The following is a 17,611-nucleotide window of genomic DNA, read 5'->3' on the forward strand; positions in this document are numbered from 1 at the left end:
TTAGTTGGCTAGAAACTTAAACGGGTTCGGGCCAAGCGCCTCAATGGATTCCACGAAATCGTTGATGATCTTGGGAACCTTGTCGTAGTCGTCAATGGCGACCTCAAACTGGGCCACCCGCTCGTTTTCCAAGGCCAGGCTGGCCAGCGCATCACCGATTTTTTCATTCGGATGTCCGCCAGTTCGGAGCCCTTGACGAAGTGACACTGGTAGTCATCGCCATGCTTGCAGCCCAACAGGAAGACACCGTCCATGCCCTGGGACAGGGCATCCTTGATCCAGATGACGTTCATGGAGCCCAGGCACCGAATCGGAATAATGCGCACATCCGCCGAATACCCCATGCGATTCAAACCGGTCATATCCAGTGCCGGATAGGCGTCGTTCTCGCAGACCAGGCCCAGGATGCGTAGCGGGGGTTCGGTGTAATCGTCTTCGGAGGGCACCTTGATGGATTTGACCATCGAACCAATGCTGTCGATGTTGTAGTCGGCAAACCCGATGATACGCTCGGGGCAGGCGCCCATGCAGGTACCGCAGCGGCGGCAGCGCGTGGGATTGGGTTTCGGGGTCCCCTTTTCGTCATCGTCCAGGGCGCCGAAAGGACACTCTTCCGTGCAGCGCTTGCATTGGGTGCAGCGCTGGAAGAAGAAGTCCGGGAAGGTCATGTCACCGGAACGCGGATGGACGCTGACGCCGCGGTTAACCGATTCGAGGCATTGGATCGCCTTGAGAGCGGCGCCGGAGGCGTCTTCCATGGCCTCTTCCATGGTCATGGAGCGACGGATGGCACCGGCGGCGTATATACCGGTCCGCTGGGTTTCGTAGGGGAAGCAGATGAAGTTGGAGTCCACATAGCTGTTGAACAGACCGATATCGCGGAAGCCGGGGCCCTGGCGGTAGGCCAGGTTGACCACCGGATCGTCCTTGGTCACCGGTACCATACCGGCACCGAGGACCACCACATCGGCCTTGACCTGCAGCTTTTCGCCCAACAGGGTGTTCTCGGCTTCCACGATCATGCCGTCGCCGTTCTTGGTCACGCTCATCACCGCGCCCTTGGTCATGAAAATACCCGGATCCTGCTGAAGCCCTTTGTAGAACAGCTCGGAGAATCCCGGTGTGCGCATGTGCTGATAAAAAATGAAGGCTTTGCCATCCTCCGCGTAATCCTCACGGACGTACTTGGCCTGTTTCAGCGAAACCATGCTGGTCACGGCACCGGCATAGGCAAAATCGCCGTCCGACTCACCCTTGCCCGGGCTCTGCACGAAGACGACCGATTTGGCGGGCTGACCGTCGGACGGACGCACGATTTTGCCGGCCTTGGCGATCTCTTCAAACTGGGCGTTGGTGAGAACGTCGGGGAGCTCGCCATAACCCAGATGGCTGTAATCGCCCTTCTTTAGATCATCCGGACGCCAGCCGGCAGCCAGAATGACGGCACCGAAAAGCTCGCCGTCGGGATCGAGTTGCAGGATATCGTTTCTGCCTTCGTTGTAGGCCAAATAGGCTTCGCGCTGTTTCTCGACATCCAACTCCTTGCCGCTCTCATCGACCTTCATTTCGTCGGGCAGCGGGTAGGGGACGTCAAAGGGAATCTTCTCGCCCGGTTTTTTCAACGTCACCGTGAACTCACCCGGCTGGCCGGCGATACGGGCCACCACGGTGCCGGTTTTGACGGTGATGTTGGGCATGGCCTCGACTTCCTTGATCTTGGCGGCCACGATCGGCTCGATCAAGCTGTCGTAGGGCGCCGCCACCGGCATCTGCTTTCTCACCTTGGCCGCATAGCCGCCCAAGCTGTCCGTCTTTTCAACGATGGTCACATCGTACCCCGTCTTGGCCGCATCGATGGCCGCGCTCATACCGGTGATACCACCGCCCAGGACGAGAATTTTCTTGGATATATTTTCCAACAGAAAGGGCTCGGGAAGCTTGATTTTCTCGACCCGGATCATGCCCATACGGATGTAGTCCTCAGCCATCATCTGGACGCGATCGAAGTTGTCCTCATCTTCCTTCTCTTCTTCGGTCAGCGCCGGAAACTCACTGCGCGGATGTGACCAGACCACCCCCTCGCGGAGGTTGACACGGTCGACGATGCAACCGTCGAAACGGAAGATGTCAAAGTTGACCCGGCGTGAGCAGGCACAGATAACCAACGAATTCGTGCCGTCGGCGATGTCTTTTTTAAGCAGTTCCACACCCTCCTGGCCACACAGAAAGGGATGGGTTTTGACAGGCACACCCTCGTCTTCGGGAACCCCGCACAGGGCCTTCACATCGAGTGATTCCCCGATGCCACAACCTTCGCAGATATACACACCATACTTTTTGTTCATGGGTTACCTCCTACCTTTTCACCAGGGTTTGAATGGCTTTCAGGGCCATGCCGGTCGCATTCTGGTTGGATGAAATCACGTCTGCCGGCTTGTTGGCACAGCCGGCGGCAAACATGCCGCCCTTGGCGTAGTCGTTGATGATGAAACCGTCATCATTGACATTGAGATCGGCGGGCAGTTTGGTGTTGGCGGCGGTGGGCTGCATGCCCGTGGCCAAAACGACCATCTCCACCGTCTGATGGATCTTCTCCCCGGTGACCGCATTTTCGGCAACCACGGTGATGTTCTTGGTATCTGGATCTTCGCTGACTTCGGCGACCTTGCCCTTGATCAGAATGACGTTTTCGTCTTCCTTGATCTTATTGTAGAATTTCTCGTACCGGTCGCCGGGCGAACGGATATCGATGTAAAAAATGTATACCTTGGTATCCGGATACTGCTCACGGATGTAGGTGGCGTGTTTGAGCGAAGCCATACAGCAGATGTAAGAACAGTAGGGCAGGTGATTCTCGTCACGGGAGCCGGCGCACTGGACGAAGGCCACGCTGGCCGGTGCCTTGTCGTCGGATGGGCGCTGGATCTTTCCCTGGGTGGGGCCGTTGTTGGACGCCAGGCGTTCGAGCATCATGTTGGTGACGATGTTGTCGTACTGGCCGAAGCCCAGATTGTCGATGCGGTGGGCATCGTAAGGCTCCCAACCGGTGGCCCAGACGATGGCGCCCACGGGCAAGTCGACGGTCTTGGCCTGCATCTCAAGGTCCACGGCGTCGTATTTGCACGCTTCCTTGATTTTGGTGGCGTCGTCGGTGCCGATCACCTGGGGCGAAATGACATATTTTGCCGGAAAGGCCATTTGAAAGGGCAGGTAGGCGGCCTTGGTTCTGCACATGCCGAAGTTGTACTCGTCGGAGACTTCGGTCTCGCAGGCCTCGCCGCAGGCGCCGCAGCAGGTGCAATTCTCATTCACGTAACGGGGATTAAGCTTGACACTGACTTTGTAGTTCCCGGGCCCGCCGTCGACGCTTTCCACTTCCGCCAGGGTGAACACTTTGATTCGGGGATTGTCCTTGATCCGCCGAAAGTTGATCTCAAGTCCGCAGGTCGGAGGACATAGCTTGGGAAAGTATTGATTCAGCTGTGCAACTCTTCCGCCCAGATAAGGATTCTTTTCGACCAGATACACCTCATACCCCACTTCAGCGGCCTCAAGGGCCGTGGTCAGACCGGCGATGCCGCCACCGACCACCATAATGCTTCCACTCGCAGGGGCTGCTTTGTCGTTTGTCATGCTATCCCTCCGTGCATCAACGTTTCTAAAAGGTAATGAATAAAATTGAGGATTTAACGGCCTTCGTTTCGGGTAATACCCTTTTATTGAAGCTGGAAACGGGGAACTGGAAACCACATTGCCGGCGGTGGCGGATCTCCAGGTGCCGGTTTCAGGCTCCAACGGCTATCCATCTGCCCTGCTCCAGATGGGTACTACCCGAGAGAAAATACGCTGCCAATTCGGTAATAAAAACCTCCAGGTGTCGTAAAGACACCTGGAGGTGAGCTGCTATTCGGCTAATTCATCTGCCGACATATCACTACGGAATGATTTTGATGTAGTCTACCTTCTTGACATCCCATTCCTTCTTTTCCGGATCGAACTTGGAGTTGACGAAGCAGAACCAATTCTCGTCATCCTGGCCCGGATAGTCCGCCTGATAGTAGAAGCCCGGGTAGCGGGTCTCTTTGCGGTACTGGATGTGACGCAGGTGGGCTTCCACGGTCCAGATACGATGCTCGATTTCCCAGCATCTCATCAGTTCATGCAGGTCACCGGCAGCCAGCTTCTCGCAGTCTTCACGCATGGTGGCCAGCAGATCCATGACGATTTCCAAAGACTTGCTGCTGGTCATGTAGAAGGTGGCGGTTCCAGCACCATACTCATGGGTGGCCTTCATCAGGCGATACATCATCATTGGGTTTGATGTAGTTGGGGTTGATGTCGATGGCGGTGGTGTATTCGCAGTTATCCAGGAAGGTGCGGACCGGTTTGTAAACCAGGTCGACCAGTTCTTCCTTGGACTGCTTCAGGGTCGGGGTGAAATCGGCAAAGTCCGTTGCGTAGCGGCACATCTGCTTGGCAGCGATACGACCCTCGGCATGGGAACCAGAGGAGAACTTGTGACCGGAGCCGCCCACGCCGTCGCCAGCGGTGAACAGACCTTCAACGGTGGTCATCTGTTTGTAGACCTTGCCGTTGCGGGCTTTGATTTTGTATGCATCCGGGACCCAGTCGTAATCGGGGCCGGAAGCCCACAGACCGCAGCAACCGGAGTGAGAACCCAACAGGTAGGGCTCGGTGGGCATAACTTCGGAGTTTTTCTTCTCCGGCTCACAATCCTGAGCACACCACAGGTTAGCCTGACCGCAGGTCATATCCAGGAAGTCTTCCCAAGCTTCGGACTCGAGGTGCTTGAGTTCTTTCTTGTCCATGGTGGCGCCCAGGGCGGCCAGTGCCGTCACGGTATCCATCATGATCGGGCCGCGGCCTTCCTTCATTTCGAACAGCATCAGGTGGTTACGCAGGCAGGTCGGGGTAATGGCGGCGGTTCCGTAAGGAGCGTATTTTTCCAGCTCTTTCTTGGCGGCGTCGCTACCGGCGAAGGCTTCGCCCAGACCGTTGAGGGTTTTGGCCTTGAACAGCAGGAACCAGGCACCGACCGGGCCGTAACCGTCTTTAAAACGGGCCGGGGTGAAACGGTTTTCCATCATGGTCAGTTCGGCGCCGACCTTCATGGCCATGGTGTAGGTGGAACCAGCGTTCCATACCGGATACCAGGCGCGGCCTTTACCTTCACCGACCGAACGGGGCTGGTAGATGTTCACAGCGCCGCCGCAGGCAATCATCATGGTTTTGCATTTGATGATGTAGACTTTGTTCTCACGAACGGAGAAACCCACCGCGCCGGCGATCTGATTCGGCACCGTGGCGTCCAGAAGCAGTTCAACGATGAAGCAGCGTTCGATGATGTTGTCTTCTCCCAAAGCCAGTTTAGCGGCCTCGGCAACGATACGCTTGTAGGACTCACCGTTGATCATGATCTGCCATTTACCGGTACGGACCGGCTGCGCACCAGACTTCAAGGTGCCCATTTTCTGGCCTTTTTTACCGTCCATGTTCTTTCCGGCTTCGTCTTTTTTCCAAACGGGGAGTCCCCATTCTTCAAACAGGTAGACGGAGTCGTCAACATAGCAGCCCAGGTCGAAGATCAGGTCTTCGCGGACCAGACCCATCAGGTCGTTACGGACCATGCGGACGTAATCTTCAACCGCATTTTCACCGACGTAGGTGTTGATGGCGGACAGACCCTGGGCAACGGCGCCGGAGCGCTCCATGGCGGCCTTGTCGCACAGCAGAACACTCTGACCGTCTTTCATCCATTTTTTGACTTCAAACGCGGTACCACAGGCAGCCATACCACCGCCGACGATGAGAATGTCAACTTCTTTCTCAACAACTTCGGGATCCGGACGGCCTTGAGTTCACCCACAGGTTTATTCGGTAATGCCATATCTTATCCTCCTGTAGAAAATTCAGATTCTTAAAGGTTGTCTTCCAGCAATCAACCGATCTTACATTTTAGGGGTCGGAAGGGTGACGCCGTCAGCTTCCTGGGTGGACAGCAGAGGGCTTTCGAGGTCCTTGCCCTTGAGGTCTGCGTAGGCATTGGCCTGGCCTTCGGGGGTGGTCCGGATGGGGAACTTGAAGCGTTTGATAAGGCCGTTTCTGAACTTACAGGTCCACATGACATCCTCGGTGCCCATCATGGGCATGATGGAGCTTCCCAGCGGTACGAAATCGGCGTAGCCGCGAACTTCAATGGCCTGGGTGGGGCAAATTTTTACGCAGGAAAAGCACTCCCAGCACTGATCCGGTTCCTGGTTGTAGGCCTTCATGGCGTTGGGATCCAGAACCATCAGATCGTTGGGACAAATGTACATGCAAGCGGTCTTGTCGCCACCCTTGCAGCCGTCACATTTTTCCTGAATTACAAAACTTGGCATTTAATATACCTCCTACGTTAGTTAAAAGATTTCACTCAACCAACTTCCGAAACTAAAGGTAAGAACCTCCTGTTCGTCGCACCTCCCTTCCATAGAATAGCGTCCGAATGGTTTCAATCCGGACAATGACACCGTAACTGATAAGCAAAATCCCCATACTCTGTTTGATAAAACACGTATTTCGGATTTGATTCAATGCACTGCGGCATTGGTTGTTTCGGTTGATTAATTGTATAATATCGGGAAGATAGTTACAGCGTAATGCAAGTTAAGATCAATACCATCCGGCATTTTCATTGTCAAGAATTTTCGGCGACACAAAATCCCAAAAGAAGCAATGACTTACATTCATTCGCCGCTTTTCCTACATATCGGTGGATTCGTGGTTGCCTGCACAACATATGGTAGAAAAAAAAGCTGCAAAATTTCGTCCGATGAAATTATTGATGGTCTCGTAAAAAGTCGCATTTCCGACGGATTCGTAAAAAGCCCGAGATCAAGGCTTGCGAATCCTGAGGAATGAGAAATACTTAGCGTACGCCGCAGTGACGAAGGATACGCGTAACGCCGATATCGGGCTTTTTACGAATCCGTCAATTATTGACCGGTCCATGGTCCACAACAGGGTCCGGGTGGCGCCGTCCACGTCCAAACAGAGCCGAACTTTGCGGTTGACTTGATCGGCCAGCATGTTACCTCTTCCGCCAGGATTCATCAACACCCTTTGACTAGGAAAAATCGATATGCACAATCCGGTCACGCCACTCCATCGCGATCAGTCCTTTTGTTTCCGCTGCGCGCCGGAAGTAGCCTGTTTCAATGCCTGTTGCCGGGATTTGCAACAGGTCCTGGCCCCTTATGACATCGTTTGTCTGAAGCAGTTTCTCGGGATTTCCTCAACCGAATTTCTCCATCGTTACACCGAGAAAAGCACCGGCCCCGGAACCGGCTGCCGGTGGTCTCGCTGCGCTTCAGCGACTCCGCCGACAAGGCCTGTCCCTTCGTCGGCGCGGCCGGCTGCCGGGTATATCCGGCCCGTCCCGCCTCATGCCGGACTATCCCCTGGCCCGCGGTGTTTCGCGCGACCGGCAGACCGGAACGCTGAACGAGCACTGGGCGCTGATCCGCGAATCCCATTGTCTCGGTTTTGAATGCGGCACCGTGCAAACGGTGGACGAATGGGTGGCCGATCAGGAAATTGCCCTGCACAACCGCATGAACGACCGGCTCCTGGAGTTGATCAGCGACAAGAACCGCCTGCATCCGGAACCGCTCACCCCGTCCGAAAGCCAGGCGGTCCATACGGCCCTGTACGATCTGGACGCCTTCCGCGAGGCGCTGTTCGCCCAGGCCACCCCCGGAGATCTTTTTCCCGACCCGGCGGATGCCGACCGGGCACGCACGGATGATCGGGTACTCCTGGAGGCCGCCCTGGCGTGGGTAAGGATAAACGTTTTTAATCTTTCACCGAAAGCCCCTTGACCCATGTCCGATACGAAAAAAGTCGCCCTGGTCCTCGGAGCGGTCAAAGGCATCGGCAAGGCCATTGCCATGGATCTGCTCCAGCGCGGCATCCGCGTGGCGGCCACCTGGTTCGACTGGCCCGAAAGCCAACCGACCATGCAGGCCGATTTCGAAAGCACGGGTACCGCGCACCTGATCCTGCACACCAACCTGCTCGACACAGCCGCCATTGCCGATATGATGGCACGGGTGGTCGATCGCTTCGGTCGCCTGGACATCCTCATCAACAACATCGAACGCGGCGGCTGGCCGGTGGTCCATGGCCGCTACATCCCCGAGCAATGGGACCTGGAGCTGGCCACCACCCTGCGGGCCAAGCGATGGGTTTTTGAAGCCGCCCTGCCCCATCTGAAAGCCTCGGGCCACGGTGCGGTGGTCAACCTCTCCTCCATCGCCGGCATCGTCGGCCGCAGCGGTCCGGCCAGCTACCTGTTCAACGAGGGGTATGCCGCCGCCAACCGCGGCATTTCCCTCTTGACGGAGACCTGGGCCCGGCTCGGCGCGCCCCGGGTGCGGGTCAACGAACTGATGCTCGGCGTGATCGAGACCCGCCATGGACGATACCCGGGGATGGGGACTGTTGACCGACGGGCAACGCCAGGCCATTTTAGACCACACCTTGTTGGCCAGAATCGGTCGCATAGACGATGTTGTCAGGGCCGTGCGCTTCCTGCTGGACGAAGCCCCGTTCATGACCGGCAGCGTACTGCGCATCGACGGCGGCTACCCGCTGGGGGGCGAGGCAATTGCCCCCATGCCCGAGGGCGTCGTCTAAGCGTCGGCAGGCAACTAGTTGTAACGGGATCGGATTTTTTGCACAATATTGGCCCGGCGCAGGTAATCACGGGGATCCCCGCCTCCCGTCTTGAGGACTTGCCGCAGATAGCGACGCTGATTGTCGATGGCCCGGCGGTAAAGATCTTCATCGATGTCCCAGCGGGCCTTAAAATGGTGGCGCATGAACCGGTCCGGCGCACCGAGCTGGTTTTTCAGGCGCGCATTGATGCGTTGGTAAAAATGGATGGATTGCTGCAACAAATCCAGCTCATCCCGATATTCCGGCAGCCGCGCCTCTTCCAGCTCAAAATACAGGAAAAGCAACTTCTCTAGATAGGTACGGTCGGCCAACTGGGCCAAAACATCGGCGCCGGCCAGCATCTTGCCCAACCATTTTGTCGCGGAATCCGGGAAAGGAATGCCAGCCAGCGCGCCGTTGAGATCGGTGCTGTGAATCATTGTCATGCAGGCATGCACCTCCGACGGCCGAAGATCGAAACGATCATGGTACCGTTCCAAAAAATCCATGCTGCGCCTGACATGGCTGAGGGTGAATTTGGCGCCGGTTCCCACCGAATCCTCACCGTACTGCAGATATCCGGAATCGTGGAGCAGGGCCGCCACCAGCACCTGATGGACCTGACGAGCGGTAACGGTCACACCGGTTTCGCAGGCGCCGTGCAGCAGCCGGACCAGCGCCAGGTAGCAATCGGTGACATGCTTCAGGTCGTGGTAATCGGTATTGCAGCCCTTGATGCCAGCCCATGCGCCCTGGTAAAGCGCCACCGTGCGCTCAAAGGCACCTCGCATGGCAATCACGTCCACATCCACTGAAAGATGCGGGACAATCACCAAGGCCTATTCCAAAACGGCTTGCGGGGATTCCATCCTGACCAGGTTTGCCAGCTGGTTTTCAGTCATCGTCGGAATGCCTCTCCAGATCATGGACGTGAACATCCGTTTCGCTTTAACGGGCATCGCGCCCTTATGAGCGAATTTGTCTGGCATGGATCCACCCAAACTGCAAGCCCAATTCACCGCCCAACACCACCGGCGCCATCCATGGGAACGCGCATGCACTGGCTATTGCGGGAAGCCCCAAATATTGATACATTCTTTTTTATCAATGGTCCCAGAAAGATGCCTGCCCCGGGACGGTTGCCTCCGCCGCATGAGCGCACGCTGAATGCATCTGGCACCTAATATGGAAAACAAAACGGTAGCCGATAGAGGAACCCATCTGATGAGAGTGGTTACAAGGCCTGATTTTGACGGTATCGTATGTGCCGTGTTGCTGATGGATGCACTCCATATCGCCCCACCGGTGCACTGGGTGCAACCCAGCGACATGCAACACCGACGGGTGGATATCCGTGAGGGCGATGTCATCGCCAACCTTCCCTACCATGAACGTTGCAGCCTGTGGTTCGATCACCACGTCTCCAACCAGCCGGACAAGCCGATAACGGGCGCCTTTAGGCTTGCGCCCTCGGCCGCCGGTATCATCTATGACACCTATCGTCAGAAGATCACGCGGGATTACCGGGAACTGGTCCGCCAGACCGACCGCATCGATTCGGCGGATCTGACCCTGGACGAAATTCTCCACCCGGAACACTACCCGTTCGTACTGCTGTCCATGACCATCTCCAACGATATCGAAGAGAAAAACTACTGGGAGCACCTGATCGGCCTGTTGCGCTCCCGTTCCATGGGAGAGGTGATGATCGACCCATGGGTCCGACAGCGCTGCGAGGCGGTGGTGGCGGCCAATATCCTCTACGAAGAAGCCCTCAGGACCCACACCCGGCTTGCCGGCCAGGTGTCGATCACCGATTTCCGACTTCTCGATCCGGTGCCCAACGGCAACCGCTTCCTGATTTATTCCCTGTTTCCCGAATGCACGGTCAACGTCAAAATCGTTCATGTCGGCGAAGACAACGCCAGCATTAAGGTGGGGCACAGCATTTTGAATCGCGGATGCCATGTCAATGTGGGCAAAATGCTCGCCGCATTCGAAGGCGGGGGCCATCGCGGCGCCGGTGCCTGCCGCTTCGCCCGGGAAAAAGCGGACCGCTATCTGGCGCGCATCGTCGCCATTCTGCAGGCAAACGAAGCGTCCTAACCGGCAAAAAGGGTTTTAATCCGCTCGCGGCTCTCCACCAGCATGCGCCGATTCTCGTCAAACACCTCAAAGGTGATCGTCTGGTCGTAACCGACCCGCTTAAGGTGGGTCACCAGCGCATCGAAACGAACCGTTCCCTGGCCGACGGCCAGATGATCGTCCACCCGGCCGCGATTGTCGCTGACATGCAGATGGTTGATCCTGTGTTCAAACCGCTGCGCCAGCGCTTTCAAACGCCGTCCCCGCGCATCGTCAATGTTGGCATGCCCGGTATCCAAGGTCATTTTCAAAGCCGGAAAGGCCTCGAAGATCTCCTCGAAGTCCTCCACCGCGACGCCCATCCGGTAGCGCGGGAACATGTTTTCCAGGCAGAGGACCATGCCGAGTTGCTCCGCCGCCGTCACCATCTCTCCCAGGAAATCAAAAAGATACCCCTTGACCGTCTCCAGGACAAAAATGCCCATGCCACCGGCCATGCTGGGGTGCAGGACCGCCTTGGCCGCGCCGAGGTCGGCGGCCACGCCCAGCGACTGGCGCATCTCCGTCACCGAGGCCCGCCGAATGCTCTCGGTGAGATCGGCGGTACTCACGAAGGTCGGCAAATGGCAGACCAATCCCATCTGGTTTGCCTTAAGGGCGTTGACAATCGCCTTGCGCTCTGCCGCCAGAATGCTGTGATGGGCCATGGGCGGGTCCATGGCCAGTTCCAGATAATCGAACCCCATCCGGGCAAAGGCATCGATCTCATCCAGGACGGGTGCCACCGGAAAGTTCATGGCGCCATATTGCATGCCGGCCTCCTTTTTCTCATGTCTTATGGTTTTGCACACGCTTGACCGGCAGCCGGAGCGTGAATTCCGCTCCCCAGGGACTCAGATTTCTCACCGAAATGCTGCCGTTGTGTTCTTCGATGATCCGATGACAGATGGACAAGCCCACGCCCATGCCCATGCGCTTCTTGCGCGTGAAAAACGCGTCGAAGATATGCGGCAAGTCCTCATCGGCAATCCCGCCGCCGTTATCGGCCACGGATATCACGATATGGTCACCCTCCAGGCTGGCGACGATGCTGATGAAGCGCTCTAAATTCGCCGGATTGGCGCACATGGCGTCCACGGCGTTGTTGATCAGGTTCATGAAGACCTGACCCAGTTGTTGCGGTGACCCCATGATGGGGGGAAGGTCAGCAGGAACGGTCAGGTGAAGCTGGACCCTGTTGTCCTTGAGATAACTTTTCACCAGCGCCCCGGTCTGGTTCAGGATGTCCGCTAACCGAAGCGGCTGGTTGCGTTCCTTTCCCGGTCGGTTGAGGTCCATGAGGTTCTTCACCGTGTTCCGGATGCTGGTGAAGGCCCCTTTGATCAGGGCCAAGTGGGCCATCAGGTTCGCATCCGAAGCGTACTCCCGATGCATCACGTTGAGCAGCGACGTCACCCCCTGAAGCGGCGAGTTGATTTCGTGGGCCACCGATGCCGCCAACTTCCCGGTGGCGGCCAATCTTTCGGTTCGGATCAAGCGTTCCTGCAGCATCTTGGTCTGGGTGACGTCCCGCAGCACGCCGTCGGTACGCAGGAAATGGCCACCGGCATCAAACTGGCGGCGCAAATTGGCTTCAATCCAACATATCGCGCCGTCCTTGGCGATCAAGCGCCCCTGGAACCCCTTGCTGATTTCCGTACGATCGACGATGGCCTGCAAAAAAAGCGCGGCAAACGCCTTGCGATCTTCGGGATGCAGGAAGAAGGAGAAGTTGCGTCCCATGACCTCCTTCATCGCGTAGCCGAAAAAGGTCTCCGACGGGTTGTTCACCGTGACGATGTCGCCATGATCGTTCGTGGAGTAGATCACGTCGGGGATGTTCTCCACAAGGGTGCGATATTTCTCCTCGCTTTCCCGCAGGATCGCCTCGGTCCGTTGGTGCTTGCGGATTTCGCTCTCCAGGCGTTGGTTGGATTTCAAAAGATCCTCGGTTCGCTCGCGAACCCGCATTTCCAAGGCATCGCGGGCCTGCTTCAACTGCAGCTCGGCCGCTTTGCGGTCGGAAATATCCCGCATGACGCACATCACCGACACCACGGCACCATTATCCAGCACCGGCTTAAGACTGATTTCCACGGGGAAAGGGGCTTTGCGCTTGGCCTTGAAGCGCATCTCGAAAACTCCCGTCTGACGATTTTTCACCATGCGGGCAAAGCGTCGCACCCCTCTGGCCTTTTCGCGCGCATCGGCAAAATAGGCGCCAATATGCCGCCCGATCTCCTCGGCGGGTTCATATCCACCGAATTCGCGGATCGCCGGACTGCAATAGGTCAGGCCTCCCGTTGGCGATAGGGCCACGACCACATCCCGATGATTTTCCGCCAGCATTTGATACTGCCGGACACTTTGCCGCAGGGCCTGTTCATTGCGCATGCGTTCAATCGCCACCGCCACCTGATCGGCGACCGAAACAAATACCGCCACATCGTCCTGGTCGTAATGGCTCGCATCCGTATAACTTTGGGTGGCCATCACCCCGATCACCGTGTTGCGGATTTTCAGCGGAACCCCAAGCCATTGGGCGGCGAGCGTGCCAACCGGGGAAGCCCCCTGGCGAGCGGCCCAGGAAAGGATCTGCCCCCGATTGGCCAATACCGGGTTGCCGTTCAGAATCACCTTGCGGGTCAGCGCACCCGAGTTTTCGATGCTTTCGATACGCGGTGCTTGGGGATCCACGGTGTCCAGATAGTAGGGAAAAAGAACCGTTTTCTGCTCGACATCATAAAGGGCGATAAAGAAGTTGGCCACATCGATGACTTCGCCAAGGGTCCGATGCACCGATCGATACAGGCGTCGATGTCGGCCGTCGTGTTGACCGCATTGGCGATACGGGTCAAGGCCCGGTTGATTTCTTCAACGCGTTGCCGCCCGGACTCAATGGCCAGGGCCTGCCAGTAGATATAGAAGCCGAAAACCAGGGCCACGCCCCCGATGCCAATGAGCAACAGGACCAACTGACGCCGCAAATCGGCAATTTCTCCTTGGATATTTTTTTCGGAAACCGACGTCCCGATGATCCAGTCCCAAGGTGCATATCGTTTGACATAGGCTTGGTTACGGGTGGCGTCTGAAAGATCTTCCGCCCGCGGCCATGAGAAATCGAAAGTCCCTTCCCCGATCAGCCGGACCTTTTCCAGCAGCCGATAATAGGCCTGATGATCATCGGAGGGGAAAAGGGCCTTGAGGGATCGACTTTCCAGATGAAATTGCGTCGCTGAAATGAGCATTTCGCCGGACAAATCACTGATCCATAAAGAGACCTTCTCTACCGGGTCAAAGCTTAGGTGTTGCACCGTCTCCAGGGCCTGCGATCGGGCCTCGGTGTCGGTGAGCCGTCCGGATCGGGCTTTTTGATGATACCCATCCACCACATGCCACACAACCGTACCCATACTGCGCAGCATTTGCTGGTACTGATCCGTCAGCTTGTTCTCTACATAAGGAATCACCACCCAAAAAGAGAAGTAAACGAAAAGAAGAAAAATAAACATCGTCGGAATGAGGATTTTGAGAGAGAGCGCCAACTCCGACGGTTTGAGAAATAACCGGGAACGTATGGTGGGTTTGGTTGCCATTTGGCTCGCGACAGGGGGTGACGGATTCGTAAAAAAACAGCGCTTTCAGGAGGTGGACATTCTGCTGCCGGATCCAGGTGCGGCCGCCAACATAAACCGCAAAAAAGCGGCCACGTTGCGGGCAGCGTAATGAACGCCGGCGCGCTGTGCGAAATCCGGATCCCCACGGAATACGGGACCACCGGCAATGATTCGGGTATGGTCTGGCAACTCCCGGGCGATGGCGCACACCGCGTCTTCGGTATCGTACTGGAGAACGGTCAACCCCAGATAATCCGCCTGATGGCGCCGGCAGGCGTCAATGACCGCCTCGGGCGTCTGCATCAACCCCAAGCGGATCACCCGCATGCCGATAAGGGTTGCATATTTTTCAATCACCGCCAATCCCTGGCCCAATCCATCATCCAGGGTGGCGGTCACCAGGGTCGGTGGATCCTGCCAGATACCGCCCACGCCGATTTGACGGCGCAAGGCCAAGAGTTCATCCGCGGTCTGATCAAGCACCTGACGCGATGGCAGACCGGAAGCCAACCATGTATCGGCGACGCGGGCAACCGATTCGCGAAAACGATCCATCTGCTTGTGCATCGTCCCCATCCCTTTCTGGCAGCCCAGGTCAGGATCTGCCCTGGGGAAACCCCATGGAAAATGAGCTGCCGGTCGTCCGTCTTGATTCGCGATACCACCCGCCGGATACCGAGTCAAACGAAGTTTGACGGATTCGTAAAAAGCGACGCCACAATTACCTTTTTTTCCCACGGCAGGCACGAAAAGACGGATATTTTCATCCCATGGCGGCATTCGCGTGGACCAGGATGAATAAATATTACATAAATTTCAATATTTTTAAATCAAGCATCAAGTCGGTCACAGTCTTGCAGGAATACCTGACCATCGCTGACATCCGATTCATGGTCCATCCGTCCGTCTTACCCGGTGAAAAAAGGAGATCCGCGTGACCGACTTGGTTCTGGTTGCATTGATCGCGTTTTTAATTCTCTTCCTGGCCATCTTCATCGTCCTGGGAGTGACCATCGGGGTGCTGCGGGGGACAATTTTCATCTGGCGCCGATTCATCTCGATTCCTCCCCCACCGGTCGGTAGCCGGCCATCGGATGCTGATTTCGGTCCATTCGTCCGATAAGCGGCGGCTTGAAAGCTTTGCCTGCCTTCACCGGCGCCCCCACAAAACCATTGACTTTATCCAGGCGCCCAATTAAATAAAGACCGGTTGGTTTTAAAAAAGGAGCACCATATGTCCGCCAAAGGGGAGTTGACCCGTCGCAATATCATCGAAAAATCATTGCAGCTCTTCTCCGTAAAGGGCTACTTCAACACCTCCATCAGCGATATCCTCCAAACCACGGGGCTGACCAAGGGCGGGCTGTACTGCCACTTCAAAAGCAAGGAAGAGGTTTGGTACGCGGTTTATGAAGATGCCGCCACGGTCTGGCGCACGATGGTTTTCAAGGACGTCCGTTCCATCGGCGATCCACTGAAGCGCATCGAGCGAACCATCGAAAATGTACTGCTCGAGTACCTGGGGCGGGAAGTGTTCGACGGCGGTTGCTTTTTCGTCAACATGCTGGTGGAACTCTCCGGTCAGTCCGACACCATGGGGCGCCACATCCTGAAAGGGTTCGTGGGCTTTTCGAAGCTGTTCCAAAGCTGGTTGGGCGAGGCCGAACGGGTTGGCCTGCTCAAGCCCGATTTAAACTATCGCGCCATTTCCGATTTTATCATCATCGCCTTGAATGGCGCCGCAACCTTGTACATGTCGACCCGCGAGGGCAACATTCTGCACCAGGCCAACGACCAATTGCGCTTTTTTATCGGTCAGCTGCGAGAATAAATTAGGAGGGCTTCGTAAAAAACCCAATATCGGCGGACGTATAGGGTTTAAATAAAAATACCAACCGGTCTTTATTAATAAGGAAAATCAACATGCCCAGTGAAGCGATATTGGCCCGGCGGACAGACCACATGGGCGCCAGTGCCATTCGTGAAATCCTCAAAGTCGTCTCCCGGCCCGGGATGATCTCCCTGGCCGGCGGGATTCCGGCACCGGAAAGTTTCCCCATGGACATGATACGGGAAATAACCGAATGCACCATCGAAAAATATGGTTCGAACGCCTTTCAGTATGACCTGACCGAGGGCTTCCCCCCTTTGCGCGAAGCCCTGGCCGATTACCTGACCGGCAAAGGCCTGACGACGACCGCCGGAGAGGTCCTGGTATCCAGCGGCTCTCAAGGGGTGCTCGACGGAATCGGCAAAATTCTCATCAACCCGGGTGATCAGGTCGCCCTGGAAGCCCCGACGTATCTGGGCGCCCTGCAAGCGTTTGCCCCGTATGCTCCCCGCTATCTCGAAATCACCACCGATGATCAGGGATTGCTGCCCGATGCGCTGGATCGGATCCTTTCCCGCCATGCGGTAAAGTTCATCTATCTGGTTCCCAATTTCCAGAACCCCACCGGCTGCACCCTGCCGGCCGACCGCCGCCAGGCCATCGCCGAGATCATCCAGCGACACGATGCGCTTTTGATCGAAGACGATCCATACGGCGATCTGCGCTACCGGGGAACGCCCGTCCGATCCATCAAAGCGCTGGCCCCGAAGCATGTGGTCTACATCTCCACGCTCTCCAAGGTCTTTGCTCCGGGTCTGCGCCTGGGGTTCTGCCTGGCCCCGGAACCGGTGCATCACTGGCTGGTGCTTGCCAAGCAAGGCGTGGATTTGCACACCAGTACATTCAACCAGGCCCTGGCCGCCGAGTACCTGAGCGGCGGTCACCTGAAGCGCCATTTGCCCCGCATCATCAACCTCTACGGGCCGCGCCAGAAGGCGCTCCTAGATGCCATGGCAAACTGTTTTCCGGGCGAATTCACCTGGACGAAGCCGGAAGGCGGGATGTTTGTCTGGGTGCGGGGCCCGCAAGGCATGGATATGGAAAGGGTCAACCAGCAGGCCGTGGCCCGTCATACGGCTTTCGTGCCCGGTACGTTCTTCTACGCCCGGGCCGGTCGCGGCCGGGAAACCCTACGGCTCAACTACACCATGGCCGATGAGACCTCGCTGGCCCGTGCCGCCGCCATCCTGGGCGATGTTTTGGGCAGCGCCCTGGCGGCAACCGGCGCCCGGCACTCCGTCGGATGACCGAAGGCGGC

14 protein-coding genes and 3 pseudogenes are annotated in these 17,611 nt (G+C 56.9%); 7 read left to right on the forward strand and 10 right to left on the reverse strand.

Features of this window, described 5'->3' with window-relative positions; all coding sequences use genetic code 11:
* The 5 genes and pseudogenes from JCM12296_RS01665 to JCM12296_RS01685 form a co-directional block, all read right to left on the reverse strand.
* A pseudogene (locus JCM12296_RS01665) lies at positions 1-2,345 on the reverse strand (FAD-dependent oxidoreductase).
* Between the two features lie 10 nt (positions 2,346-2,355).
* Positions 2,356-3,633, reverse strand: a complete 1,278-nt coding sequence (locus JCM12296_RS01670; RefSeq protein ID WP_054689148.1) for a CoB--CoM heterodisulfide reductase iron-sulfur subunit A family protein — start codon at positions 3,631-3,633, stop codon at positions 2,356-2,358.
* A gap of 301 nt (positions 3,634-3,934) precedes the next feature.
* Positions 3,935-5,908 (reverse strand): annotated as a pseudogene (aprA, locus tag JCM12296_RS01675) (adenylyl-sulfate reductase subunit alpha).
* Between the two features lie 61 nt (positions 5,909-5,969).
* On the reverse strand, positions 5,970-6,401 hold the full coding sequence (aprB, locus tag JCM12296_RS01680; RefSeq protein WP_054689150.1) for an adenylyl-sulfate reductase subunit beta: 432 nt from the start codon (positions 6,399-6,401) through the stop codon (positions 5,970-5,972).
* A gap of 496 nt (positions 6,402-6,897) precedes the next feature.
* The gene (locus tag JCM12296_RS01685; protein WP_054689152.1) at positions 6,898-7,092 is read right to left on the reverse strand and encodes a hypothetical protein; all 195 of its coding nucleotides are present in this window, start codon (positions 7,090-7,092) and stop codon (positions 6,898-6,900) included.
* A 356-nt stretch (positions 7,093-7,448) separates the two neighbouring features.
* Here JCM12296_RS01685 and JCM12296_RS01690 point away from each other — a divergent pair, with 356 nt between their 5' ends.
* The 3 genes and pseudogenes from JCM12296_RS01690 to JCM12296_RS48800 all read left to right on the forward strand — a co-directional run bounded on the left by JCM12296_RS01690 (position 7,449) and on the right by JCM12296_RS48800 (position 8,700).
* Positions 7,449-7,883, forward strand: a complete 435-nt coding sequence (locus JCM12296_RS01690; protein ID WP_054689154.1) for a hypothetical protein — start codon at positions 7,449-7,451, stop codon at positions 7,881-7,883.
* 69 nt (positions 7,884-7,952) lie between these two features.
* Positions 7,953-8,423: pseudogene (locus tag JCM12296_RS48795) on the forward strand (SDR family NAD(P)-dependent oxidoreductase); the annotation flags it as partial.
* A 55-nt stretch (positions 8,424-8,478) separates the two neighbouring features.
* A complete protein-coding gene (locus JCM12296_RS48800; protein WP_306303933.1) occupies positions 8,479-8,700 on the forward strand; it encodes an SDR family oxidoreductase in 222 nt (73 codons plus the stop codon).
* Between the two features lie 14 nt (positions 8,701-8,714).
* Here JCM12296_RS48800 and JCM12296_RS01700 read toward each other — a convergent pair whose 3' ends face one another.
* On the reverse strand, positions 8,715-9,557 hold the full coding sequence (locus tag JCM12296_RS01700) for a hypothetical protein (RefSeq protein ID WP_054689156.1): 843 nt from the start codon (positions 9,555-9,557) through the stop codon (positions 8,715-8,717).
* A gap of 388 nt (positions 9,558-9,945) precedes the next feature.
* Between JCM12296_RS01700 and JCM12296_RS01705 the strand changes: the two genes are divergently transcribed.
* The gene (locus JCM12296_RS01705) at positions 9,946-10,827 is read left to right on the forward strand and encodes a hypothetical protein (RefSeq protein WP_054689211.1); all 882 of its coding nucleotides are present in this window, start codon (positions 9,946-9,948) and stop codon (positions 10,825-10,827) included.
* Here JCM12296_RS01705 and JCM12296_RS01710 read toward each other — a convergent pair.
* The 4 genes from JCM12296_RS01710 to JCM12296_RS01725 are packed head-to-tail and all read right to left on the reverse strand — an operon-like array spanning position 10,824 to position 15,029.
* Positions 10,824-11,618 (reverse strand): sugar phosphate isomerase/epimerase family protein, encoded by a 795-nt coding sequence (locus tag JCM12296_RS01710; protein WP_054689158.1) that lies wholly within the window; start codon positions 11,616-11,618, stop codon positions 10,824-10,826. The genes JCM12296_RS01705 and JCM12296_RS01710 overlap by 4 nt on opposite strands.
* A gap of 16 nt (positions 11,619-11,634) precedes the next feature.
* Positions 11,635-13,599, reverse strand: coding sequence for a PAS domain S-box protein (locus tag JCM12296_RS01715; protein WP_246803913.1), 1,965 nt, complete (start codon positions 13,597-13,599; stop codon positions 11,635-11,637).
* Positions 13,491-14,441 (reverse strand): cache domain-containing protein, encoded by a 951-nt coding sequence (locus JCM12296_RS43200; RefSeq protein WP_054689161.1) that lies wholly within the window; start codon positions 14,439-14,441, stop codon positions 13,491-13,493. Before JCM12296_RS43200 ends, JCM12296_RS01715 begins: the two co-directional genes overlap by 109 nt.
* A gap of 45 nt (positions 14,442-14,486) precedes the next feature.
* Positions 14,487-15,029, reverse strand: coding sequence for a cobalamin-dependent protein (locus JCM12296_RS01725; RefSeq protein WP_054689163.1), 543 nt, complete (start codon positions 15,027-15,029; stop codon positions 14,487-14,489).
* A 367-nt stretch (positions 15,030-15,396) separates the two neighbouring features.
* On the opposite strand from JCM12296_RS01725, the gene JCM12296_RS01730 reads away from it, so the two are divergent.
* The 3 genes from JCM12296_RS01730 (at position 15,397) to JCM12296_RS01740 (ending at position 17,600) form a co-directional block, all read left to right on the forward strand.
* A complete protein-coding gene (locus tag JCM12296_RS01730) occupies positions 15,397-15,585 on the forward strand; it encodes a hypothetical protein (RefSeq protein ID WP_054689164.1) in 189 nt (62 codons plus the stop codon).
* 111 nt (positions 15,586-15,696) lie between these two features.
* A complete protein-coding gene (locus JCM12296_RS01735; RefSeq protein WP_054689166.1) occupies positions 15,697-16,293 on the forward strand; it encodes a TetR/AcrR family transcriptional regulator in 597 nt (198 codons plus the stop codon).
* A 92-nt stretch (positions 16,294-16,385) separates the two neighbouring features.
* The gene (locus tag JCM12296_RS01740) at positions 16,386-17,600 is read left to right on the forward strand and encodes an aminotransferase-like domain-containing protein (RefSeq protein WP_054689168.1); all 1,215 of its coding nucleotides are present in this window, start codon (positions 16,386-16,388) and stop codon (positions 17,598-17,600) included.
* The last annotated feature ends 11 nt before the right edge of the window (positions 17,601-17,611 follow it).

This window comes from Desulfosarcina cetonica JCM 12296 (assembly GCF_001311845.1).
Classification (GTDB): domain Bacteria; phylum Desulfobacterota; class Desulfobacteria; order Desulfobacterales; family Desulfosarcinaceae; genus Desulfosarcina; species Desulfosarcina cetonica.